The sequence below is a fragment of the Sphingopyxis sp. YR583 genome (genome assembly GCF_900108295.1).
Lineage (GTDB): Bacteria > Pseudomonadota > Alphaproteobacteria > Sphingomonadales > Sphingomonadaceae > Sphingopyxis.
The window spans coordinates 311654-335133 of record NZ_FNWK01000003.1; the positions used below are offsets into that span (position 1 = coordinate 311654).

24 protein-coding genes are annotated in these 23480 nt (G+C 63.9%); 12 read left to right on the forward strand and 12 right to left on the reverse strand.

What is annotated here, in order from left to right; all coding sequences use genetic code 11:
* The first annotated feature begins 51 nt into the window (after positions 1-51).
* The 5 genes from BLW56_RS16985 (at position 52) to BLW56_RS17005 (ending at position 4443) form a co-directional block, all read left to right on the forward strand.
* Positions 52-2115, forward strand: coding sequence for a protein-disulfide reductase DsbD family protein (locus BLW56_RS16985; RefSeq protein ID WP_093512092.1), 2064 nt, complete (start codon positions 52-54; stop codon positions 2113-2115).
* The gene (locus BLW56_RS16990; protein WP_093511930.1) at positions 2115-2855 is read left to right on the forward strand and encodes a TlyA family RNA methyltransferase; all 741 of its coding nucleotides are present in this window, start codon (positions 2115-2117) and stop codon (positions 2853-2855) included. Before BLW56_RS16985 ends, BLW56_RS16990 begins: the two co-directional genes overlap by 1 nt.
* A gap of 61 nt (positions 2856-2916) precedes the next feature.
* Complete coding sequence (locus BLW56_RS16995) at positions 2917-3468, forward strand: TspO/MBR family protein (RefSeq protein ID WP_093511932.1); 552 nt, start codon at positions 2917-2919, stop codon at positions 3466-3468.
* Between the two features lie 36 nt (positions 3469-3504).
* Complete coding sequence (locus tag BLW56_RS17000; RefSeq protein WP_093511934.1) at positions 3505-3837, forward strand: accessory factor UbiK family protein; 333 nt, start codon at positions 3505-3507, stop codon at positions 3835-3837.
* A gap of 99 nt (positions 3838-3936) precedes the next feature.
* Positions 3937-4443: a type III secretion system chaperone family protein gene (locus BLW56_RS17005; protein ID WP_093511936.1), complete on the forward strand. Its 507-nt coding sequence runs from the start codon at positions 3937-3939 to the stop codon at positions 4441-4443.
* Here BLW56_RS17005 and BLW56_RS17010 read toward each other — a convergent pair.
* From BLW56_RS17010 to BLW56_RS17035, 6 genes are all read right to left on the reverse strand, one after another.
* The gene (locus BLW56_RS17010; protein WP_093511938.1) at positions 4440-5399 is read right to left on the reverse strand and encodes a right-handed parallel beta-helix repeat-containing protein; all 960 of its coding nucleotides are present in this window, start codon (positions 5397-5399) and stop codon (positions 4440-4442) included. The genes BLW56_RS17005 and BLW56_RS17010 overlap by 4 nt on opposite strands.
* Positions 5400-5492: 93 nt before the next feature.
* The gene (metH, locus tag BLW56_RS17015) at positions 5493-8111 is read right to left on the reverse strand and encodes a methionine synthase (RefSeq protein ID WP_093511940.1); all 2619 of its coding nucleotides are present in this window, start codon (positions 8109-8111) and stop codon (positions 5493-5495) included.
* A 22-nt stretch (positions 8112-8133) separates the two neighbouring features.
* Positions 8134-8658 carry a GNAT family N-acetyltransferase gene (locus tag BLW56_RS17020; protein ID WP_093511942.1) on the reverse strand — a complete coding sequence of 175 codons (525 nt, stop codon included), beginning with the start codon at positions 8656-8658 and terminating at the stop codon, positions 8134-8136.
* 4 nt (positions 8659-8662) lie between these two features.
* Positions 8663-9712, reverse strand: coding sequence for a homocysteine S-methyltransferase family protein (locus BLW56_RS17025; RefSeq protein ID WP_177176004.1), 1050 nt, complete (start codon positions 9710-9712; stop codon positions 8663-8665).
* Positions 9709-10647 (reverse strand): methylenetetrahydrofolate reductase, encoded by a 939-nt coding sequence (gene metF / locus BLW56_RS17030; RefSeq protein ID WP_093511944.1) that lies wholly within the window; start codon positions 10645-10647, stop codon positions 9709-9711. Before metF ends, BLW56_RS17025 begins: the two co-directional genes overlap by 4 nt.
* The gene (locus BLW56_RS17035; RefSeq protein ID WP_093511946.1) at positions 10644-11630 is read right to left on the reverse strand and encodes an ArsR/SmtB family transcription factor; all 987 of its coding nucleotides are present in this window, start codon (positions 11628-11630) and stop codon (positions 10644-10646) included. The genes metF and BLW56_RS17035 overlap by 4 nt, the downstream gene beginning before the upstream one ends.
* A 228-nt stretch (positions 11631-11858) precedes the next feature.
* Between BLW56_RS17035 and BLW56_RS17040 the strand changes: the two genes are divergently transcribed.
* The 4 genes from BLW56_RS17040 to BLW56_RS17055 all read left to right on the forward strand — a co-directional run bounded on the left by BLW56_RS17040 (position 11859) and on the right by BLW56_RS17055 (position 13806).
* Positions 11859-12191: a hypothetical protein gene (locus tag BLW56_RS17040; protein ID WP_093511947.1), complete on the forward strand. Its 333-nt coding sequence runs from the start codon at positions 11859-11861 to the stop codon at positions 12189-12191.
* A gap of 170 nt (positions 12192-12361) precedes the next feature.
* The gene (locus tag BLW56_RS17045) at positions 12362-12691 is read left to right on the forward strand and encodes an entericidin EcnAB (protein ID WP_093511949.1); all 330 of its coding nucleotides are present in this window, start codon (positions 12362-12364) and stop codon (positions 12689-12691) included.
* A gap of 75 nt (positions 12692-12766) precedes the next feature.
* On the forward strand, positions 12767-12979 hold the full coding sequence (locus BLW56_RS17050; protein ID WP_256203601.1) for a hypothetical protein: 213 nt from the start codon (positions 12767-12769) through the stop codon (positions 12977-12979).
* Positions 12980-13128: 149 nt separating this feature from the next.
* Positions 13129-13806: a DJ-1/PfpI family protein gene (locus tag BLW56_RS17055; protein WP_093512098.1), complete on the forward strand. Its 678-nt coding sequence runs from the start codon at positions 13129-13131 to the stop codon at positions 13804-13806.
* Here BLW56_RS17055 and BLW56_RS17060 read toward each other — a convergent pair.
* The 5 genes from BLW56_RS17060 to BLW56_RS17080 all read right to left on the reverse strand — a co-directional run bounded on the left by BLW56_RS17060 (position 13803) and on the right by BLW56_RS17080 (position 18922).
* On the reverse strand, positions 13803-14573 hold the full coding sequence (locus BLW56_RS17060; protein WP_256203614.1) for a glutaminyl-peptide cyclotransferase: 771 nt from the start codon (positions 14571-14573) through the stop codon (positions 13803-13805). The two genes, BLW56_RS17055 and BLW56_RS17060, sit on opposite strands and share 4 nt — an antisense overlap.
* A gap of 133 nt (positions 14574-14706) precedes the next feature.
* Positions 14707-16350: a chaperonin GroEL gene (gene groL, locus BLW56_RS17065; RefSeq protein ID WP_093511951.1), complete on the reverse strand. Its 1644-nt coding sequence runs from the start codon at positions 16348-16350 to the stop codon at positions 14707-14709.
* 80 nt (positions 16351-16430) lie between these two features.
* The gene (gene groES, locus BLW56_RS17070; RefSeq protein ID WP_037514464.1) at positions 16431-16718 is read right to left on the reverse strand and encodes a co-chaperone GroES; all 288 of its coding nucleotides are present in this window, start codon (positions 16716-16718) and stop codon (positions 16431-16433) included.
* A 131-nt stretch (positions 16719-16849) separates the two neighbouring features.
* Entirely contained in the window at positions 16850-18247 is a 1398-nt protein-coding gene (locus tag BLW56_RS17075; RefSeq protein ID WP_093511953.1) for an MATE family efflux transporter, read from the reverse strand.
* Between the two features lie 102 nt (positions 18248-18349).
* Positions 18350-18922 carry a Pycsar system effector family protein gene (locus tag BLW56_RS17080; protein WP_093511955.1) on the reverse strand — a complete coding sequence of 191 codons (573 nt, stop codon included), beginning with the start codon at positions 18920-18922 and terminating at the stop codon, positions 18350-18352.
* A gap of 164 nt (positions 18923-19086) precedes the next feature.
* On the opposite strand from BLW56_RS17080, the gene BLW56_RS17085 reads away from it, so the two are divergent.
* From BLW56_RS17085 to BLW56_RS17095, 3 genes are all read left to right on the forward strand, one after another.
* Positions 19087-19323 carry an acyl carrier protein gene (locus BLW56_RS17085; RefSeq protein WP_093511957.1) on the forward strand — a complete coding sequence of 79 codons (237 nt, stop codon included), beginning with the start codon at positions 19087-19089 and terminating at the stop codon, positions 19321-19323.
* 7 nt (positions 19324-19330) lie between these two features.
* Positions 19331-20533, forward strand: a complete 1203-nt coding sequence (locus tag BLW56_RS17090; protein WP_093511959.1) for a serine palmitoyltransferase — start codon at positions 19331-19333, stop codon at positions 20531-20533.
* Positions 20534-20640: 107 nt separating this feature from the next.
* Positions 20641-22617 carry an ATP-binding protein gene (locus BLW56_RS17095; RefSeq protein ID WP_256203602.1) on the forward strand — a complete coding sequence of 659 codons (1977 nt, stop codon included), beginning with the start codon at positions 20641-20643 and terminating at the stop codon, positions 22615-22617.
* On the opposite strand, the gene BLW56_RS17100 is transcribed toward BLW56_RS17095, so the two are convergent.
* Positions 22618-23478 carry a hypothetical protein gene (locus tag BLW56_RS17100; RefSeq protein ID WP_093511961.1) on the reverse strand — a complete coding sequence of 287 codons (861 nt, stop codon included), beginning with the start codon at positions 23476-23478 and terminating at the stop codon, positions 22618-22620. It lies immediately after the preceding gene.
* Positions 23479-23480 lie beyond the last annotated feature (2 nt).

Consider the following 23480-nt stretch of genomic DNA (forward strand, 5'->3'; position numbering starts at 1 on the left):
AAACCCGCCTATATGGCAAGCCTTCGAACGATGAACGGGCGCGGGCAGAGCATGAATTTGGCAAATGAGGCTTTTGTGACACGCGCATGGCAGATGCTGCTGGCCTTGCTGGCCCTGACTCTGGCCACCATCAGTCCCGCTCACGCGCAATCGACACATATCCAGCCGAAACTCGTCGCCGAGTCGGCGGCGCCCGCTCCCGGAAGCGGCACGACGTTGGCGCTGACGATGGCGCCCGAAAAGACCTGGCACGGCTATTGGATCAATGGCGGTGACGCGGGTTTCGGCCTGTCGGTCGAATGGAACGCGCCCGAGGGCGTCACGATCGCGCCTTTTCACTATCCGGTGCCCGACGCGCTGATCCTCTTCGGCATGATGAACCATGTCTATGAACATCCTTATGCGCTGCTTGCCGAGGTGCGGGTCGACAAGAGCGTCGCGCCGGGGACCGACCTGACATTGTCGGGCGTCGCGAACTGGCTCGCGTGCACCGACAAGGTGTGCGTGCCTGAAAAAGCAGTGATTTCGGTCGCGCTGAAAGCGGGTGACGGCAAGATCGCGCCTGCGGAGCGTACCCGCTTCGACAGCTGGCGCGCTTTGCTGCCCCAGCCGCTCGATCGCCACGGCACCTGGGAGCGCAAAGGCGATATGGTGCGCTTTGCCATCCCCCTCCCCGCAAGCACCACGATCGACGCGCCGCACCTGTTCGTCGAGACGCAGGATGTCATCGACTATGCCGCTCCGCAAAGCTTCAGTCGCAATGGCGACCACATCATCGTCGAAACGCGCTCGAAGGGCGAGAAGGCCGGGCCGGTCGCGGCGCTGCTGAAGCTCGGCGGCGGGCGCGGATTGTCGCTGACGCTGGAACCCGGCGCAGTCCCCGCCACCGGCGAGGTGATCGCCGGGAAAGCCGACGGCATCGATATGGGCCTGTTCTGGACCGCGCTCGGCGGCGCCATCCTTGGCGGGCTGGTCCTCAACCTGATGCCCTGCGTCTTTCCGATCTTGAGTCTCAAGGCGCTCAGCCTCGCGCGCTCGGGCGGCGATGCACGAAGCGCCAAGGTCGAGGCGCTAGCCTATACCGCCGGCGCCATCGTCACCGCGCTGCTCCTCGGCGGCGCGCTGCTCGCGCTCCGTGCTGCGGGCGAGCAGGTCGGCTGGGCCTTCCAGCTGCAGCATCCGGTGAGCGTACTCGCGCTATTGATCCTCTCGCTGGCGATCACTTTGAACCTGCTCGGATATTATGAGCTGCCGTCATTCGGCGGCGGGCAGGCGCTGGCCGCGAAGAGCGGCGCGGCGGGCGGCTTCTGGACCGGTGCGCTCGCGGCTTTCGTCGCGACGCCGTGCAGCGGACCGCTGCTCGGCGCCGCGCTCGGCGCGACGCTGGTCCTTCCGGCATGGGCGGCGCTGCCGATCTTTGGCGGGCTCGGCCTGGGCCTCGCCCTGCCCTTCCTGGCAATCGGCTTTGTGCCCGCGCTGCGCAACCGACTGCCGAAGCCGGGGCCGTGGATGGACCGCTTCCGCAAATGGATGGCGTTGCCGATGGGGCTCACCACGCTCGCACTGGCATGGCTTCTGTGGCGACAGCTCGGCAGTGGTGAGCAGTTGATGTGGCCGACCCTTGCCGTCGCGATGGCGCTGGTACTGCTCACCCATTATGGCTCAATCCAGCGCGGCGACCGGCGATCATGGCTGCTTGTCGCCTCGGGGTTGCTGTTGCTTGTAAGCCTCGCGGGCACGGTAACCGAAGTCGCCGAGGCCGAACGTACCGCCGAAGGCGCCGGATCAACCTTCTCGGCCGATGCGCTGGCCAGGGCGCGCGCCACGGGCAAGCCCGTTTTCGTCTATTTCACCGCCGACTGGTGCCTGTCTTGCAAGGCGAATGAGGCGGGTGCGATCAACCGCGAAACCGTCCAAAAGGCATTCGACAAGGCGGGGGTCGTCACACTCGTCGGCGACTGGACGAACGGCGATCCCGCCATCACGCGCACGCTGGCCGAGCATGGGCGGAACAGCGTGCCGCTCTACCTCTGGTATGCCCCAGGCGCCGCGAAGCCCGAAATATTGCCACAAATCCTGACGCCCGGCCTGCTCACCGAAAAGGCAAAGCCCTGATGGCGAAGCAGCGCGCCGATCAGTTGCTCGTCGACCGCGGCCTTGCCGAAAGCCGGACGCGCGCGCAGGCGCTGATCCTTGCGGGGCTCGCCTTTGTCGGCGATCGCAAGATCGACAAGGCGGGGCAGCAAGTCGCGGCGGATGCCGAGATCAGCGTAAAAGGTCGCGACCATCCGTGGGTGTCACGCGGCGGGGTCAAGCTCGACCATGCACTGACGCACTTGGGCTGGGACGTTGCCGGAGCGGTCGCGATCGACGTCGGATCGTCGACGGGCGGGTTCACCGATGTGCTGCTCAGCCGCGGCGCGGCGCGCGTCTATGCGGTGGATTCGGGCACCAACCAGCTCGCGTGGAAGCTGCGGCAGGACGAGCGTGTGGTCGTCCACGAGCAAACAAGCGCGCGCATTCTGACGCCGGCGCACATCCCCGAGCCGATCGACCTGATCGTTTGCGACGCAAGCTTTATCGCGCTGTCGAAGGTTCTGCCGGTGCCGATGTCCTTCGCGAAGGACGGCGCGCGCATGGTCGCGTTGATCAAACCGCAGTTCGAGGCCGAACGCCACGAGGTCGGCAAGAAGGGTGTCGTCCGCGATGCCGCGGTGCATGCGCGCGTTTGCGCCGAAGTGCGCAGCTGGCTGACCGGCGCAGGCTGGGAGGTCGTCGACCTCGTCGAAAGCCCGATCACGGGCCCCGAAGGAAATGTCGAATTTCTGATCGCTGCGGTGAACCGAACCGCTTGACGCTGCGCCGCACAATCGCGACACAAATGCAACGGATTCGCGTGTGGGGGGTAATGCGGGCATGACCGAAATCGCAACGGCTGGGCAGCTTCGCATGTCCTATCTGCGCTGGGCGCTCGTGACTGTGCCGGCGATCGTGCTTGCGGGCAGCCTGTCGGGGCTGCTGTCGAACAGCGGTTATGGCAATCGCTGGTTCGCCTCGCTCGACCTGCCGCCGATCACGCCGCCCGGCTGGGTGTTCGGCACTGTGTGGCCGATCCTCTACATCTGCCTCGGCCTGTCGCTCGCGATGATCCTGCATGCGCGCGGCGCCAAGGGGCGCGGTTTTGCGCTGCTGCTCTTCTTCGTCCAGCTTCTCGCTAATTTTGCCTGGTCGCCGCTGTTTTTCGGACAGCATCAGGTGACGACTGCACTTTATGTGATCATCTTCATCCTGATGGTGACGATCGCGACCACCTTTGCCTTTGCGCCGATCCGCAAGGCCGCGGCGTGGCTCCTCGTCCCCTACATGATCTGGTTGAGCTTTGCCGCGATCCTGAATTTCCAGATCGATCAGCGCAATCCCGATGCCGAAACCCTTGTCCCCGCCGCCGCGAGCACCCAAATAAGGTGATGGCAAGGGGACAGACCCCACGAAGGAATTTGAGACATGCAGAGCGAAAACCGCTTTTTCGACGACCTCGCCAAGATGGTGAACGGCATTGCCGGAACCGTCGCCGGTGCCGGGCGCGAAGCCGAATCCGCGATGCGCGACCGCGCCAAGGAATGGGTTGGCCGCATGGATTTCGTCAGCCGCGAAGAATTCGAGGCGGTGAAGAAAATGGCCGCCACGGCGCGTGCCGAAGCCGAAGCGCTGAAGGCGCGTCTCGACAAGCTGGAAGGCGTGACGAAACCCGCCACGGCTCCCAAGGCTGCGGCGGCGCCGAAAGCCGCGGCAAAGCCTGCCGCTGCCAAGCCGGTGGCGCGCAAGCCCAAGAGCTGAGGCGCACAGCGCGCTTTTGGCAGTTTATGCACAGTATATTCCCCGGATGGCACGGGACGCGGACTCGCGTCATCGCACCATCCGGGCTAAGGCGCGCGCATGAGTGACGATATTTACGACGACGATGACGGCCAGGACGCAGCACCGATGGAAATGCTGGCGTCCTATTTCGCCGCGCATGACTGGCCGCACGAGATGGTCGGCGAGGATGAGATCGTCGCCACCGCGCAGGGCAGCTGGACGACCTATGAACTGCGCGCCGTGTGGCGCGCCGACGACGGCGTGATCCAGTTGCTCGCCTTTCCCGACATTCGCGTCGTCGAAGACAAGCGCGTCGTTGCGCACGAGGCGCTCGCGCTGATCAACGAGCAATTGTGGCTCGGGCATTTCGAGCTGTGGTCGAACAGCGGCACGATCCTGTTCCGTCACGGCATGCTGCTCGGCGCCGACGCGTCGTTGCCGCTCGACATGACCGAAACACTGATCGAAAGCGCGATCGACGAGTGCGAGCGCTTTTACCCTGTGTTCCAGTTCGTGCTGTGGGGCGGCAAATCGCCCGCCGAGGCGCTCGCCGCATCGCTCATCGAAACGCGCGGCGAGGCCTAGTTCGCGATTTTTTCGAAGCGCGTCAGTCCCGGCCCAAGCTCATTCGGTCCGATCGCAAGCGGCTCGCCGCTCCAGTCGGCGACAAAGATCGTCTTTCGGCCCATGTCTTGCGGCACGCTGGCGCGGTTGCCGGTGATCACCAGCCCGCGCGACGGATTGTCGCGCGCCTCAGCAGCGACCGCGATCAGCGCCCCGTAATTTTCCTTGTTGCGCCCCTGAATCATCAGATTGTTGGTAACGCGGCCGACCGACCCCGCAGGCAGATCGATCAGATAATTGGTCGTCTTACCCTGCGTATCGTCGAAGCTATTATTGCTGATCTCCACTTGCGGCGAACGCGTCTTGAGATAATGGCCGCCGCTGCCCTTTTCGAAACGCGTGTTGGTGACGATCACGCGGCCATAGGCGCCGGTATAGACGCTGTGCGCACAGCTGAGTCCGCGGTCGCAACGGCCGAGCCGCGAAAAGGTCGAGCGGGTGATGGTCAAGGTCGCCGCCGCATCGTCGCCCGTGAGAATGCCCTCTTCGCTGTTGCGGAACATGCTGTTGACGATCTCAAGGTCGCTGCGTTCGAGGCGAATGCCGGCGCCATTGCCGTCGGGCACGCGCAAATTCTGGAAAACGATTCCGTCGACGCGCGCTCCGTTTCCGCGAAGCACGAGCGTCGCCTTGCCCTCGCACGTCACGCCGTCGAAGATCGCGCGGCCAGGTTCGGCGGCGACGAAGGCGATGCGGCCCGCCGTCTGCACCGCACAGTCGCGATGATAGCCGGGCGAAACGGTGATCGTCCCCTCACCGTCACCGATGGCGTCTACCGCCTCCTGCAAGCGGCCGAACGACCGGCCATCGACGCTGTAGGGCCCCGCGCCGGTCTGCGCGGGCAACGGCACCGACACTAGAAGCAGCGGAAGGGCGAGCAGCGGCAACAGCGGCCGACGGAGAATTGCCTTGAACATGCGCCGCCCATAGCGACTTTTGTTACGTCCGTCGTTCGCGAAGCTGGTTAATCACGCGCCTGTCCCCTTATCGGACAGGCGTGCCGATGCAGGTTAATCGAGGTTCGGGCGCAGCCAGCGTGTCGCGGTTTCGATATCGACCCCGCGCCGCTGCGCATAATCTTGGAGCTGATCGCTCCCGATCCGCGCGACACCGAAATACTGGCTTTCGGGATGCCCGAAATAGAAGCCGCTCACCGCCGCCGTCGGCAGCATCGCAAAGCTCTCGGTCAGCACCAGCCCGGCATTTTCGCCCGCCTGCAGGAGATCGAACAGGATCGGCTTCAGGCTGTGATCGGGACAGGCGGGATAGCCGGGCGCCGGGCGGATGCCGCGATATTCTTCCTTGATCAGCGCCTCATTGGTGAGCTGCTCGCCTGGCGCATAACCCCACAAGGTCGTGCGGACATGTTGGTGCAGCCGCTCGGCAAAGGCCTCGGCAAAACGATCGGCGAGCGCCTTCAGCAATATGTCCGAATAGTCGTCCTTATCGGCGCGGAAGCGTTCCGAGTGTGGCTCGATGCCGTGGATGCCGACGGCGAAGCCGCCCATCCAGTCGCCCGCCGGATCGATGAAGTCGGCGAGGCACATATTGGCGCGGTCGCGGCTCTTCTTGATCTGCTGCCGAAGGAACGGAAGCGTCACATGACGCTCCTCCTCGGCGAGATGGATGGTCACGCTGTCGCCGTCGCGGGCGCAGGGCCAGAAAGCGCAGACGCCGCGCGCGGTCAGCCACTTCTCGGCGATCAGCCTGTCGAGCATCGCGTCGGCGTCGGCCTTGAGCGCTTGCGCCGTTTCTCCAACCACTTCGTCTTCAAGGATCGACGGATAGGTACCGTGCAATTCCCACGCGCGAAAGAAAGGCGTCCAGTCAATGCATTCGCGCAAATCTTCGAGCGACCAGTCGTCGAACCGGTGCAGTCCGGGCTGGAGCGGCGGCGCGGGCTTGTCGCTCAAATATGCGTCGTAATAATTGGCGCGCGCTTCTTCGAGGGTGTGGAGCACGCTCTGCCCCTTGCCCGCGCGCACATCGCGAACATGGGCGTAATCATCCTTATAACCCTGCACATAGGCGTCGCGTCCGGTGTCGCTGACCAGCGACGTCGCAACGCCGACCGCGCGGCTCGCGTCGAGGACGTGAAGAACCGGCCCCTGATAGGCGGGATCGATACGAAGCGCCGTGTGGACCTTCGACGTCGTCGCGCCGCCGATCAGTAGCGGCATCTTCATGCCCGCGCGCTGCATTTCCTCGGCAACCGTCACCATCTCGTCGAGCGAAGGCGTGATAAGGCCCGAGAGGCCGATCATGTCGGCGTCATTCTCGTTCGCTGCCTCGAGGATCTTTGACCAGGGCACCATCACGCCGAGATCGACGATCTCGAAGCCGTTGCACTGGAGCACGACGCCGACGATATTCTTGCCGATATCGTGGACGTCGCCCTTCACGGTCGCCATCACGACCTTGCCCTTGCCCTTCGCACCCGGCTCCTTCGCCGCCTCGATAAAGGGCAGCAGGTGCGCGACCGCTTTCTTCATCACGCGCGCCGATTTAACCACTTGCGGCAGGAACATCTTGCCCGATCCGAACAGGTCGCCGACGACGTTCATGCCGTCCATCAGCGGCCCCTCGATCACCTCGATCGGGCGCGGCATCAGCAGACGCATTTCTTCGGTATCGTCGACGACATAGGCGTCGATGCCCTTGACCAGTGCATGTTCGAGCCGCTTCGCAACCTCCCAGCCGCGCCATTCCTCGGCCGCCTTTTCCTGCGCGGGATTGCTGCCCTTATAGCGTTCGGCGAGCGCGATCAGCCTTTCGGTCGGGCTTTCGGCTTCGCCCTCGACCTTGCGGTTGAGCACCACATCCTCAACCGCCTGCCGCAATTCGGGGTCGATCGTGTCGTAAACATCGAGCTGCCCCGCGTTGACGATCGCCATGTCGAGTCCGGCGGGGATCGCATAATAAAGGAAGACGCTGTGCATCGCGCGACGGACGGTCTCGTTGCCGCGAAAACCGAAAGACAGGTTCGACAGGCCGCCGGAAAAATGGACGTGCGGACAGCGGACGCGGATTTCCTTCACCGCCTCGATGAAGTCGACCGCATAATTGTCATGCTCTTCGAGCCCCGTCGCGACCGCGAAGACGTTGGGATCGAAGATGATGTCCTCGGGTGGAAAGCCGATGGTCATCAGCAATTTATAGGCGCGCTCGCAAATCTCGATCTTGCGCTCCTTGGTGTCGGCCTGCCCGACTTCGTCGAACGCCATCACAACGACCGCCGCGCCATAGGCCATGCACTTACGCGCATGCGCGAGAAAAAGCTCCTCGCCTTCCTTCATGCTGATCGAATTGACGATCGGCTTGCCGGGCACGCATTTCAGCCCCGCCTCGATCACGTCCCATTTCGAGCTGTCGATCATCACGGGAATGCGCGCGATGTCGGGCTCGGCGGCGATGAGCTTGAGGAAGGTCGTCATCGCATATTCGGCGTCGAGCAGACCCTCGTCCATGTTGACGTCGATGACCTGCGCGCCATTCTCGACCTGCTGGCGCGCGACCTCGACCGCCGCGGTATAATCGTCGGCGAGGATCAGCTTCTTGAACGCCGCCGATCCGGTGACGTTGGTGCGCTCGCCGATATTGACGAAACTGGAGGAGGCGGCGGTGGTCATCGGATAATCCTGAACTTCAATATTAGGCGGCAAGCGGCCGTGCGAGAACGAGATCGTCGTAGAGTTTGCCGCCGACATCGAACTGGCGCGTGCCAAGATCGGCGAACCCCTGTTTGCGATAGAAAGCGAGCGCGCGCCGGTTACCGGCGTAGACGCCGAGCAACAGGCGCCGATAGCCGTTCGCGGCCTCCAGCGCGCATGTCATCAACGCCGCACCGAGGCCGCTGCCATGGAAGCGCGAGAGCGAATAGATACGCTTGAGTTCGATATCGCCATCAAGCGCCGCGGCGAGATCGGGCTTGCCGACAAGGGCGAAACCAACCGGCGCACCGCCTGGATGCACCTCTGCCAGCCACGCCCGCCCACCATCGGCGAGATAGGCACGGTAGGCGGCTTCATTATGCTGCGCGGCGCAGTGGCCGACGATCGCATCGCCATCGAGAATGCCGGCGAAGGTTTCCAGAAAGGTCGCGGCACCGATCAACGCGAGCCCCGACGCATCATCGGCTCCGGCTTCCCGGATCGTCCATGTCGGATTGTCGGGCATCGGTTCACGCCGCCATGGTAAAGGGCTCAAGCCCCGCAAGCCGCGTGCGCACCGGCACGTCCGGAATTGGACGCGCGGGAAGTCCTGCGACCGCCTTCGCCATCGCGGCGATATGCGCCGGCGTCGAACCGCAACAGCCGCCAAGGATGTTGACCTGCCCATGCTCGGCCCATTCGCGCACGAGTTCTGCCGTCGTTTCGGGCAGTTCGTCATACTCGCCGAGTTCATTAGGCAGACCGGCATTCGGATAAACCATCACGAGCGCATCGGCGAGTTCGGACAAAACCTTCACATGCGGACGGAGCTGCGACGCGCCGAAAGAGCAGTTGAGCCCGATCGTCAGCGGTTTGGCGTGACGCACCGCATACCAGAAGGCCTCGACCGTGTGCCCCGAAAGGTTACGGCCCGACAGGTCGGTGAGCGTCATCGAGATCATCAGCGGCAGTTCGCGTCCAACCTTTGCCTCGGCTTCCAGCGTCGCAGCGATTCCCGCCTTCGCGTTGAGCGTGTCGAAGATCGTCTCGATAAGGATAAAATCCGCGCCGCCGTCGGCAAGCGCTACGACCTGTTCGAGATAGACATCCTTCAACTCGTCGAAGTCGATCTCGCGAAAGCCCGGGTTGTTGACGTCGGGCGACAGCGACAGCGTCTTGTTCGTCGGGCCGACCGCGCCCGCAACGAAACGGCGGCGGCCGTCGATCGCCTCATATTTCACCGCCGTCTCGCGTCCCAGCCGCGCGCTTTCGATATTGATGTCGGCGACCAGCGCCTCGGCGCCATAATCGGCCTGACTGATCCGGTTCGCGCTGAAGGTGTTGGTCGACACAATGTCCGATCCGGCCGCCAGATAGGCCTCTCCGATCGCGGTCACGACATCGGGCCGCGTCAGCGCGAGAATGTCGTTGTTGCCCTTCTGGTCGTGCGACAGTCCGAGATTTCCTGCATAGCAAGCCTCGGTCAGCTTGCGGAGCTGGATCTGGGTTCCCCAGCCGCCGTCGGTGAGCAGGATGCGTTCCTTCGCAGCTGCGACGAGAGCTTCGCGTGCACTGATCATGCTGCCTGATCCTTTTCGGTCGCAACCGGCCGCAGGCCCAGCAAATGGCAGATAGCATAGCTGAGTTCGGCGCGATTGAGCGTGTAGAAGTGGAAGTCGCGGACACCGCCCGCATAGAGCCGGCGGCACATCTCGGCTGCAATCGTCGCTGCAACCAGTTGGCGCGCGGCGGGATGATCGTCGAGTCCGTCGAACAACGAGACCATCCACGACGGGATCGCGGTGCCGCACATGTCGGCCATGCGCCGCGTCTGCGACACGTTCGATACCGGCAGGATGCCGGGAATGATAGGCGCATCGATCCCCGCCGCCGCCGCCGCGTCGCGGAAGCGCAGGAATGCCTCGGGAGAGAAGAAAAACTGGGTGATCGCGCGCGTTGCACCCGCGTCGAGTTTGCGCTTCAGATTGTCGAGATCGCCTTCCGCGCACGATGCGTCGGGATGCACTTCAGGATAGGCAGCGACCGAAATGTCGAACGGTGCGACAGCCTTCAATCCCGCAACCAATTCGACCGCGTTGGCATAGCCGTCCGGGTGCGCCCGATAGGGCTCACCACCCGGCACGTCGCCGCGCAACGCGACGATGTGGCGCACGCCCGCCGCCCAATAGGCCTGTGCCACTTCGTCGATCTCGGCGCGTGAAGCCTCGACGCAGGTCAGGTGCGCTGCAGGCGGCACCTTGCTTTCGACAGCGATGCGCGCGACGGTCGCATGGGTGCGTTCGCGGGTCGACCCGCCAGCGCCATAGGTGACCGACACAAAGCTCGGAGCCAGCGGTTCGAGCGTCCGAAATGCATCCCACAGCTGCGCTTCCATCTTCTCGGTCTTGGGCGGAAAAAACTCGAAGCTGACGCCGATGTCGCCTTCGAGATTGGCGAACAGCGGCGTAGCCGCAGCGCGGCGCGCTTCCGCCAGCGAGTTCAAATTCGACGTCATGCCGCAAGCCTTTTGCTTTGCCCGCCTTCGCTGACGGGAGGTTGATCTTCGTCGCTGCGACGGCGGCCGAGCCAAAGCTTCACGGCCAGTTCCCCGCCTTCGAGCGTTTGGATGGCTTCAAGGAGGAGCCCCGCCGAAGCGAACCAGCCGCGAATTTGCGCATCCGAAAAACCGAGGCGGGCATGCGCAGCGAGGCTACGCAATTCCTCATCCTCATGCGGCGCAAAGTCGACGACGAGCAGATGACCGCCACCACGCAGCACGCGGCTCGCTTCGGCGATCACGCGGTCTGGCTCGTGCGCAAAATGCAGGGCCTGATGAATGACGATGCTGTCGATGCTTGCATCGGCGACCGGCAGATTCAGGAAATCGCCTTGCAGCAGATCGACGGGAACAGGCTGCCCCTCCAGCTTGGCACGCGCGATCCGCAGCATTTCGGGGCTGCGATCCAGCGCGGTAATGCGACGCGCGGTCGGCGCGAAAATTTCCGCCATACGGCCGGTGCCGGTGCCGATATCGAGCAGATGGCCGAGCCGGCGGTTGTGCATCATCGCCAGCATCGCGGCCTCGACTTCGCTTTCTGCGACGTGGCGCGAGCGGATTGCGTCCCATTCGACGGCATGTTCCGCGAAATAGCGTTCGGCCGCTGCGGCGCGTTCATCACGCACGGCCGCCAGCCGCCGCGCGTCATGTACAATTACTCTCATCTCACGCGGCGAAAAGGGCCATTTTTCTGCCTGTCCGATAACCCCGGCAACGGGTTCGCTCTCAGCTATGCGGAGAAATACCCAACTGCCTTCGCGTCGCCGCTCGACGATTCCCGCCTCCACAAGGATGCGCACATGACGCGACACACGGGGCTGGCTTTGGTCCAGCACGACTGCCAATTCGCCGATCGCAAGCTCCATCTCGCGCAAAAGTGCGACGACTCGCAGACGGGTCGGGTCCGCGAAGGCGCGGAAAATATCGATCAGCTCGCTCACAAATCAACATATAAAGCTTTCTTTATATCCGGTCAACCAGGGCTGTGCCGCAATTTCCGCCGTGCGTCCGTTGATCGGAACCGAATTACGACGAAACAGACGAATTGTCTCAAAAATGACGTTGCGCGCGATTCCGCGAGGGAGTAATTCTGCGCGCGATTGGCAATATTCGGGATCGATCCGTTCCTGTGCCGATCGGTCAGTTCAAACCGAGAGGGGTATTCCCACATGAAGAAATCGATCACTCTGTCGCTCGTCCTCGCCGCCTCGATGAGCCTCGCTGCTTGCGCCGACAAGGCTGCCGACGACACGGCTGCTGCAACCGAAGACGCAGCGGCAACCGTCGAAGGCGCTGCTGATGGCGCGATGGAAGCAGCTGAAGGCGCCGCCGACGCGACCGCCGCTGCCGCTGGCGAAGCCGGCGCTGCTGCCGACGCCGCTGGCGACGCTGCTGCCTCGGGCGACGCTGCCAAGGCTGCCGACAAGGCGACCGAAGCTGCCGGCGCCGCCAAGGAAGCTGCCGACGCCGCCAAGGGCGCGATGGAAGAAGCAAAGAAGTAAGCTTCTTTCTGGCTTTTGGGCCGAAACAAGGAGGGGTCGCCGGTTCGCCGGCGGCCCCTTTTTCTTCCGGGACAGGTATCAAGCAGCGCGGTTGCAAAGGATCTGATCCCTCGTTAACTCTCAGCTCCAATGGCCCTTCACACGGCCGTTACATTCGAAAGGAATTACCCATGCGTAAGATCATCATCGCATCGATGGCCGCTGCGGCCTTCAGCCTCGCCGCCTGCTCGGAAAAGACGCAGGACGCCGCTTCGGAAACCGCCACCTCGGCCGCCGATGACGCCGCCGCCGCTGGCGATGCCGCGGCCGATGCAGCCGCTGGCGCCGCCGACGCGACCGCAGCAGCAGCCGGCGAAGCCGCCGATGCGACCGCCGATGCCGCCAAGAACGCCGGCAACGCCGTCGAAGGCACCGTGAATGCCGCTGGCGACGCCGCCGCCAAGGCCGGCGACAAGATCGCCGAAGAAACCAAGAAGGCCGAAGCCAACGACAAGAAGTAAGTCGTCGGCACGCCTTCGGGCTGTTAGAAGGGCTCCATCCAATACGGATGGGGCCCTTTTTCGTGGGAGCACATCATGATGGCCAATATCCGGACCAGCGTTGCGCTCGCCGTCCTGCTGCTGAGTGGGGGGTGCAGCCGCACCGACAACGAACCGGGCCCCGGTGGCGTCACCGTCAGCGAAGCCAAAGCGCTCGACGATGCCGCCGAGATGCTTGAAAGCCGCGACAGGATGCCGAACACCAAGGAGGTGCGCCCCGCCGCCGACACGGCGAAAGGGGATAAATAGCACCTTCCCCGTCGCGCGAGCAGGAGTTAAACCCGGCCTGCCTTGCGACTGGCGCTGAAGATGGAGTCCCATCGGGGAGCGAGGCCGATCCGGTGGATCCACGCGAGCCGCGCGCCTGGGTGATCCACTGCAAGCGCAAGGACATCCTTATGACCGATCCATCCGCAACGACGATCGTTTTCCTGCTCTTCCCCGGCATCACGCAACTCGACTTCACCGCACCGGCGCAAGCGCTGTCCCGAATGCCGGGAGCAGTGCTGGCCGGTGTCGCGGCAAGCCTCGATCCGATTGTCACTGACAGCGGCTTTTCTATCATGCCGACGCATGATTTTGCGACAGCGCCGCAAGCCGACATTCTCTGCGTGCCGGGCGGGCACGGCGTTACCGATGCCCTGAGCGATGGGGCGACGATCGATTTCATCGCGCGGCAAGCGGCGGGCGCGCAGTGGGTTACGAGCGTGTGCACCGGAGCCTTCCTGCTTGGCCGCGCGGGGCTGCTCGCGGACAAGCGCGCAACGACGCACTGGGGCTATACCCATTTGCTCCCGCTCGTGGGCGCGCGCCACGAAAATGCGCGGGTGGTCGAGGACGGAAATGTCGTGACGGCCGGCGGCGTGACCTCCGGGCTTGATTTCGCACTGACGTTGATCGCGCGGCTGAAGGGCGACGCGGTCGCGCAGATGATCCAGCTCGCGATTGAATATGACCCCGCCCCGCCCTTCGCCGGCGGTCATCCCGACCGGACGCCCGAAGCGGTCACCGCGGGGTTGAAAGCCCGGGTCTATGATGCCGCGGCAGCGCGAATGGAGCAGGCGCTCGCCCGCTAGCGGCAGTCCGCGAGCGCGATTTCGTAGAGTTTGGGCCAGTTCTTGCCGGTGACGAACAGGCGCTTTTTCTTCGCATCCCAGGCGATACCGTTGAGGACGTCGTCGGTGCCGCTCGCGCCGGCATCGACCTTTAGCGTCGAGAGGTCGACGAGCGAGACGACATTGCCGGTCGCGGGATCGATGCGGACAATGAAATCGGTCATCCAGACATTCGCCCAGATCTGCCCGTCGATCGTCTCGAGTTCGTTGAGCATCGCGATCGGCCGGCCGCCGAAGCGCACCGTGACGCGCTTCTGCTCCTTCATCGTCGCGGGGTCGAAGAAACGCAGTTCGGTCGTACCGTCACTCAGCACCAGACTGTCTTCGACCATCGTCAGGCCCCAGCCTTCACCCTTATATTTGAAGGTGCCGACGGGTTTCAGATCCTTGATCGACCAGCGATTGCCAACGCCGCCTTGCCAGGTCACGCCGATGATCTGGTCGCCCCAGCGCGTAATGCCCTCGCCGAACTGATCGGATGGCAGCCTGGTCTGCGCAAGCGCCTTTCCCGTCTTGAGATCGAGACGGGCGACGCGTGACCGGCCATATTGGCCCGTGGCTTCGTACAAATGCCCCTCATGCCAGAAGAGACCCTGGGTGAAGCTGGTGGCATCGTGCGGATAGCTCTGGACGATCCGGTAGCCGCAGCGCTCGATCGGCGGCGGGGTCGCAGGCGTGGTGGCGACCACGGGGTCGGCGAACAGCGCGAAGGCGAAGGCGAACATCATCACCACCCCTAGCTATGCCGCATCGCCTTAACTGGCAATGTCCCGTCCACCCCATTTCGTCGCCAAAGAAAAGGGCCGGAGGATTGCTCCCCCGGCCCCGTTTCTCGTTGGCTGAGCGCCGAACGGTACGGACTTAAAAGTCCATGCCGCCCATACCGCCCATGCCGCCGCCGCCCATCGGCATCGCCGGCTTGTCTTCCGGCAGCTCGCTGACGGCAGCTTCGGTGGTGATCAGCAGACCCGAAACCGACGCGGCGTCCTGAAGCGCGGTGCGCACGACCTTGGTCGGGTCGATGACGCCAGCGGCCTTCAGGTTTTCATAAACGTCGGTCGCGGCGTTGAAGCCCTGATCCTGGTTGTTTTCACGCAGCAGGTTGCCGGCGACAACCGCACCGTCGTGGCCGGCGTTGGCCGCGATCTGACGCAGCGGCGCTTCGATCGCCTTGCGGACGATGTCGATACCGCGGGTCTGGTCGTCGTTGGCGCCCTTCAGGCCGTCGAGAGCCTTGGTCGCGTACAGCAGAGCCGTACCGCCACCGGGGACGATGCCTTCTTCGACCGCAGCGCGGGTTGCGTGCAGCGCGTCGTCGACGCGGTCCTTGCGCTCCTTCACTTCGACTTCGGTCGCACCGCCGACCTTGATCACGGCAACACCGCCGGCGAGCTTCGCCAGACGTTCCTGCAGCTTTTCACGGTCATAGTCGCTGGTCGTGGTTTCGATCTGCGCACGGATCTGTTCGACGCGGCCCTTGATCGCATCATGGTCGCCAGCACCATCGACGATGGTGGTGTTGTCCTTGTCGATCGTGACGCGCTTGGCCTGGCCGAGCATATTCAGCGTGACCGACTCGAGCTTGATGCCCAGGTCTTCGCTGATCATTTCGCCGGCAGTGAGGATCGCGATGTCCTGCAGCATCGCCTTGCGGCGATCGCCGAAGCCCGGTGCCTTGACGGCTGCGACCTTCAGACCGCCGCGCAGACGGTTGACGACGAGCGTTGCGAGCGCTTCGCCTTCGATGTCCTCGGCGATGATCAGGAGCGGACGGCCCGACTGCACAACGGCTTCGAGGATCGGAAGCATCGACTGGAGGTTCGACAGCTTCTTTTCGAAGATCAGGATGTAAGGATCGGCGAGTTCGACGATCATCTTTTCCGGGTTGGTGATGAAGTAGGGGCTCAGGTAGCCACGGTCGAACTGCATGCCTTCGACGACGTCGAGTTCGAACTCGAGACCCTTGGCTTCCTCGACGGTGATTACGCCTTCCTTGCCGACCTTTTCCATCGCTTCGGCGATCTTCTCGCCGACTTCGGTGTCACCGTTGGCCGAGATGATGCCGACCTGCGCGATTTCCGAGGTGCCGGCGACCGGGGTCGAACGGCCCTTGAGGTCTTCGACGACCTTGGTGACCGCGAGGTCGATACCGCGCTTCAGGTCCATCGGGTTCATGCCGGCGGCAACCGACTTCATGCCTTCGCGCACGATCGCCTGGGCGAGAACGGTCGCGGTGGTGGTGCCGTCGCCGGCCTTGTCGTTCGCCTTCGAGGCGACTTCGCGCAGCATCTGCGCGCCCATGTTTTCGAACTTGTCCTTGAGTTCGATTTCCTTGGCGACGCTGACGCCGTCCTTGGTGATGCGGGGCGCACCGAAGCTCTTGTCGATCACGACGTTGCGGCCCTTGGGGCCGAGAGTGACCTTGACGGCGTCGGCGAGAATGTCGACGCCCTTCAGGATGCGCTCGCGCGCGTCGCGCGAAAATTTAACGTCCTTGGCAGCCATGATTGCTTCCTTCAAAAAATCGCAGAAAACTGCGTAACTTCACACTGAAATCATATTTCCGCCGGGGCGGAAGAGCAGCCTCAAGCGATGACGCCGAGGATGTCCGATTCCTTCATGATCAGCAGCTCTTCGCCGTCGACCTTGACTTCGGTGCCCGACCATTTGCCGAACAGGATACGATCGCCAGCCTTGACGTCGAGCGGGGTCACCTTGCCGTCATCGGCGCGGGTGCCGGTGCCGACCGAGACGACTTCGCCTTCCTGCGGCTTTTCCTTGGCGGTGTCGGGGATGATGATGCCGCCAGCCGTCTTTTCTTCGGCTTCGATACGGCGAACAAGCACGCGGTCGTGCAGCGGGCGAAATTGCATGGAAATCCCTCCAGAGATGGAAATGATGTCGTTTAGCACTCACAGGGCGCGAGTGCTAACAGTCGGCCATATGGGTGGGAGTCAGATAGGCGTCAAGCGCCGCGCTACAAGATTCTTGCGAAGTTTTTGCGTCAGGCCGGAAGAAGGCCGAGACGGGCGCGCATCCGCCAGCGGAGCAGGAGTATTGCCGAGACGACGATCAAGCCAACCGCAAGGCCGATCCACACGCCGACTCCAGCAAGCGGCGTCCAGAAGCCGAGATATATGGCGGTGCCGTAACCGGCGATCCAGTATCCGCAGATCGCTATGATCATCGGGATGCGGGTGTCCTGCAGCCCGCGCAACACGCCCGCCGCAACGGCCTGTGCCCCGTCGAAGAGCTGGAACGCGGCCGCGACGACAAGAAACTGAAGCGCAAAGCCGACGAGCGCCGCATTTTTGGCGTCATCGACATCGACATAGATCGACAGGACGAGATGAGGGAACAACCACATCAGCAGCGCGGTAAAGGCCATGAAGCCGATGCCGAGGATCAGCGATGCCTGCCCTGCGTAGGTGATGCCACGGTGATCGCGGGCGCCATAGGCGAGACCGACCCGGATCGTCGCCGCCTGCGCGACGCCGAACGGGATCTGGAAGGCGAGCGCCGCGACCTGCAGCGCGATCGTGTGCCCGGCAAGCTCCGCCTCACCGATCCGGCCCATCAGGAAAGCGGCGCCGGTGAACAGCCCCGCCTCGGCCAAAATGGTCAGGCTGATCGGCGTGCCGATGCGCAGCATATCGAAAAAGCGCGACCATTCGCTGCGCCACCAATTGCCGAACAGGCGATAGCGCCGCAGCCGCCGGTCGGTCTGGATGACGACGACATAAGCGGCGAGCATCAGCACGCTGGTCATCACGCTGGAAATCGCCGAGCCATGCAGGCCGAGCGCGGGCATGCCGAGATGCCCGAACACCAGCGTCCAGTTGCCGAGCGCGTTGACGAACAGCGCGCCGAAGGTGATCGCGGTCGCGATCGTCGGTCGGCCGAGCGCCGAAACGAAAATACGCAGCACCGCCGCGGCGATCATCGGGAACAGGCCCCACATCAGGATCAGCAGGAAGCTGGCGGCGCGCGCCGATGTTTCCGCCGGTTGCCCGGTTGCGAGCATGATCGGTCCGCCTGCAGCGCATATGCCCATGAAGACGACCGAAACCAGCGCGCTGAGCCACAATGCCATCCGCACGGTCCGCCGCACCTCGCGCACCGCATGTTTGCGGCGACCGAGTTCCGCGGCGATCAGCGGCGCCGATGCGCCGACGAGCCCCGATCCGGTCCACAAGAGAAGGCCGAAGATCGCGACGCCGAGCGAGGAGGCGGCGAGCGCCGCGTCGCCGAGCCGCGCCACGAAAATCACGTCGATCGCGTGGACGAGCATCTGGAGCAGGTTCGCGGCTGCAAGCGGCGCCGCAAGCGCGAGCGTCGCACGGAATTCCGTACGCAGACCCTGCGGCGTTTCTGCGGTCAGAGGGGCAGCCTGCTGCAACATAGCCGGCCCGGATAGGCGCGGGGGTCCGGGGGTTCAATAGCGGGCGGGGCTCAGCGAGGCATTTCTCGGCAGGGGTGGCAGAAAGGCAACAGCGCGGCGGGTCTATTTGCCCCAGAGCATCGCCATCTCAACTCCGAACACGATAAAGGTCAGCGTCAGCCCAACCACGAACAGGCGATACGCATAGGCGAGATAGCGATATTTGCGCCGCGCGAGAACGACCCCGTTCTGATAGGTGTCGCGCAGCATCGTTTCGTAGAGATCCTCTTCGGTGCGCAGCCGGGTTTTGACCGCATCGATAAACTCGTCCTCGTCCATCTGTGCGAAGCGGCCGAAGAACAGGATATTGCTGTGGTCCTTGCCGTCCTTGTAAACGACGGGCGGCGCCTTCCCGACGCGCGGCAACACCGCCGACACCGCGAGCAGCGCCGACAGGAAGGAGAAGGTCGCAAGGATCGCGAGCGGCATCGCAAGCGCGCCGCCCCCGGCGCGCGCCTGCCCGATCGCGAGCGTGAAGACGACGAAGGTCGCGCCCATCAGGATCGAAGCCTTCTGGTCGGCCATCTGCGACAACTGCATCGTGATCTGCTGATTGGTGCGCACGAGGTGCACCGCATTCGGCGGGAAGGAAATCGCCGGCCTTTCAGCCGATGCCTTTGAATCTGCGCTGTCCATGCCAAGCTGCCCCTGCCCGATACTCTACGAGCGACCCGTCACGGGGATGCCACGAAGTCCCGCCAGCGGCAAGATGCTGCCCTGTTCCCGCCGCATTCGCTTGCCAATCGGGAGCCTTCGCGGCATGCCCGCGCGCAACTTTATTCCTTAATAGGACGCATCCCATGAGCACCGCCCTCACCGACCAGATTTTCGGGCTGATCGCCCCCTTCAACAAGAAGGGCGTCGAACTGACCGACGCCACGACCTTTGCCGGCGACCTTGAATGGGACAGCCTGACGGTGATGGATTTCGTTGCCGAGGTCGAGGACACGTTCGACATCATCATCAGCATGAACATGCAAGCCGAGATCGAGACGGTTGGCCAGCTGATCGCCGCCGTCGAGAAGCTGCAGGGCTGATCCGTCAATGACCGACCTCTTCAGCAAGTTCGACCCGCTGATCCAGCAGCGCGAGGCGCTGCTCGCGACCGGCGTCACCGACCCGTTCAGCCTGGTTATGGAAAGGGTGGTCTCGCCGACCGTCGCAATCTGCAACGGGCGCGAGACGATCCTGCTCGGCACCTATAATTATATGGGCATGACCTTCGACGAGGATGTCATCGCCGCGGGCAAGGATGCGCTCGACAAGTTCGGCAGCGGCACCACCGGCAGCCGCGTGCTCAACGGCACCTATCAGGGGCACAAGGAGTGCGAGGACGCGCTGAAAGAATTTTACGCCATGGACCATGCCATGGTGTTCTCGACCGGATATCAGGCGAACCTCGGCATCATTTCGACGATCGCGGGCAAGGGCGACTATGTCATCCTCGATATCGACAGCCATGCGTCGATCTATGACGGGTGCAAGATGGGCGACGCCGAAATCGTCGCTTTTCGCCACAATGACGTCGAAGCGCTCGAAAAAAGGCTGAAGCGCCTGCCCCCCGAAGCGGGCAAGCTCGTCGTGCTCGAAGGCGTCTATTCGATGCTCGGCGATATCGCGCCGCTGAAAGAGATGATCCGCGTCTCGAAGGAAGCTGGCGCGATGGTGCTGGTCGACGAAGCGCATTCGATGGGTTTCATCGGCGAGCATGGCCGCGGCGTTGCCGAGGCGCAGGGCGTGATCGACGATGTCGACTTCATCATCGGCACGTTCAGCAAGAGCGTCGGCACCGTCGGCGGCTTCTGCGTCTCGAACCACCCGAAGTTCGAAATCATGCGGCTCGTCTGCCGCCCCTATGTGTTCACCGCCTCGCTGCCGCCGAGCGTCGTCGCCACCGCCGCGACGAGCATCCGCAAGCTGATGCACGGATCGAACAAGCGCGCGCATCTGTGGGAAAATTCGAAGGTGCTGCACAAGGGGCTTCGCGATCTGGGCTTCACGCTCGGTACCGAGGAGCCGCAGTCGGCGATTATCGCGGTGATCATGCCCGACCTCGAAAAGGGCGCGATGATGTGGGAGGCGCTTCTGGAGGAAGGGCTGTACGTCAATCTCGCACGCCCACCGGCGACCCCCGCGGGCATGACGTTGCTGCGCTGTTCGCTCTGCGCCGAGCATTCGAGCGAGCAGGTAACCGAGATCCTCGGCCGTTTCGAACGCGCGGGCAAACGAGTGGGCATTATCGGCTGAACCGAGCCGCGCCGCCGACCAGCGGATTCCTTTTCGGGGCGAGTTGAAGCGGCGGCGCAGCGGTGAGGACTTCGGCGCTTTGCGGCGCCGCGCTTGTCCGGTAAGACATGCCCGTGTTCGAGCGGGATATCGATAGCGAAAACGACGGCCGGCGGGAGCGTATTCGCTTCTGGCTGACGATCGTGCTGGGCGCGGTCCTGACCGGTATCGTCGGGGCGCTCGTGCTGCTGCTCGCGCAGGCCAACGACAATTATGATCGCTCGCTCGGCTGGCAGACGCAGAGCATGGAGGTGATCTCGCAGACCCGCTCGGTCGACGCCGCGATCGCCCGCGCAGAGGCGGCGCTGGGTCGCTTCGCGGTCGGTCTGCAGAAGGAAGACGGGCGCGTCTATGAATATCAATGGGGTCGTGCGCGCCAGTTCCTGACCCAATTGCGGCGCAATGTCCGCGACAACCCGAAACAAATGGCGCTGGTCGAACAGTTGACGCGCGAGATGGACAGCCGCGGAGCGCTGCTCGGCGACGCGGCGCTGAGCGCGAATTACAATCAGACCGTCGCCGCAATCTCGAAATATTATGCCGCCGGCAAAGGACAGGGCGTCAGCCAGATCGACAAGCTGCTCAGCGAAATCATCGCGAACGAGCGCAGCCTGCTCCGCGACCGCAACCGGCTCGCGGTGGCCGACCGCGCCAGCCTCAATCAGGCGATCCTGCTCTTTTCGCTGCTCGGCGCTGCCGCTGCGGTCATCGCGATCGGCGCCAGCTTCTCGCTGATCCGCGCCGAAGGTGAACGCCGTCTTGCGCGGCGCGAGCAGTTTGCCGAGAGCGACCGTGCGATGCAGCTCGAGGCGGCCGTCGAAGAGCGAACCGGCGAACTGGCGCAAGCGAACGAAGCGCTGCGGAGCGAGATGGTCGAGCGCGAAACCGCCGAATCGCAGCTTCGCCAGGCCCAGAAGATGGAAGCGGTGGGGCAGCTGACCGGCGGCATCGCCCATGATTTCAACAATATGCTGGCGGTCGTGGTCGGTGGGCTCGAACTCGCGCAGCGCTGGTTGCCGGGCACCCCGGAAAAGGCGCAGCGTCACCTCGCCAACGCGCTCGACGGTGCCAATCGCGCCGCCGACCTGACGCGGCGCCTCCTGACCTTTGCCCGCTCCGAACCCGCGCGCCCCGAAATGACCGCGATCGACGAATGTATCGCAAGCTTTGCACAGTTGATCGAACGCACGATCGGCGACCGCATTGCGCTGACGCTCGACCTTCAGGCCGATGGCCTCGCTTGCTGGGTCGACCGGCAGCAGTTCGAAAACGCGCTGCTCAACCTTGCGGTCAACGCACGCGACGCCATGAACGGCCACGGGTCGTTGACGATCCGGACGCTCGACGACGGCGAAGGCAAGGCGCTGGCCGTGCAGGTCATCGATACCGGGTGCGGCATGTCGCCCGAGGTGCTCGAACGCGTGTTCGACCCTTTCTATACCACCAAGCCTGCCGGCCAGGGCACCGGCCTCGGCATGAGTCAGGTCTTTGCCTTTTGCCGCCAGTCGGGCGGCGAGGTGCAGATTGCGTCGACCGAGGGCGAAGGCACGAGCGTCGCCATGCTGCTTCCGATCGCAAAAGCCGAGACCGATGTCGCAGCCGACATTCTCCCGAGCGAAATGGCCGGCCCCGAAGCACCCCTCGACGCGCTGAACATCCTTGTCGTCGAGGATGACGCCCGCGTCCTCGCCGCGACGGTCGATGCGGTCAGCGAACTCGGCCACACCGCCGTCGCATGCGGCAACCCGCTTCAGGCCGAAGCGCTTGTCGAAGAACGGATGGCGGGGGGAGAGAAAGGTTTCGACCTGATACTCTCGGATGTTCTGATGCCCGAACTCACCGGCCCCGAAATGGTCGCTCAGTTGAAACAGCGCTGGCCCGAACTGTCGGTCCTGTTCGTGACGGGCTATGCGGGCGATGCGAGCGAGGACGCCGCGTTCGGCGACCATGACGTGCTGAGAAAGCCCTTCACGCTGACGGCGCTCGACCAGGCGATCCGGCGTCGCGGCGAACCGCGACCCGAGGGCCAGCGCCTCGCGAGCTGATCAGCGTATCGCGCCGCCCCGGATCAGGCGGGGCACCAAAGTCAACGCGGCGACGAGCGGCCAGCGACGCTGCCATGGCTTGATCTCGATCTTCGTTCCCGCGTGACGGTTGATCTTCCACGCGAGATAATCGATCCCGCCAGCATAGGTCAGGCTGGCCTTGGCAAGCCGCGCGATGCTGAGCGCCTTTCCCTCGAACCGCCGCAGCGCCCAGCCGCCGTTTTGCGCATCGGCGGGGATCGCATCGATCGCAGGGCCGCTGAAACGACCATAGCGTTCTGCATCCGCATCGACCACCGATTGCGCACGGCCCGTCCGTTCGGCGCGCAATTCGACCGAATAGGTGAGCGAAAAAGCGCGACGCCACCAATCGAGCGGTGCCTCGCCTTTGACCCGGCCGGCGGCGGCAAGCAACGTCGGCGCCGCGCGCGAAACCGCAGTTATCGCACGGTCGCTCGCCGTGTCATCGACCGCCCAGACCAGCCGCGACGGCTGTGCGAAGCGTGCCCAAACGGAAACATTTCGCGTTTCGGCGCCGTTCAGCCGGTCGAAGTCGGCTTCGCTGAGCACCGCATATTTGGCGATCAGCCCGCCGTGCTGGAAGGGAAAGACATTGGGCGGAATCAGCCGGTTCGCAACCGCCATCCAGCGTTTGGGATAAGCGTCGCCATAGTCGGACACGATCAGGTAGAAATCGAGCATCAACCCGTCGAGTTCGGCTTCGCGCAGGCAGCTGCCGTAGAAAAGAACCGCGCGCGCGCTTCCCGGATATTCGGCCGCAATTGCCTGCGCCATCGCGGTGACGCGCGGATCGACCGGGATCGCGAGTTCTTCGCGGACGAGTTCAACTAGCGCAGGCATGA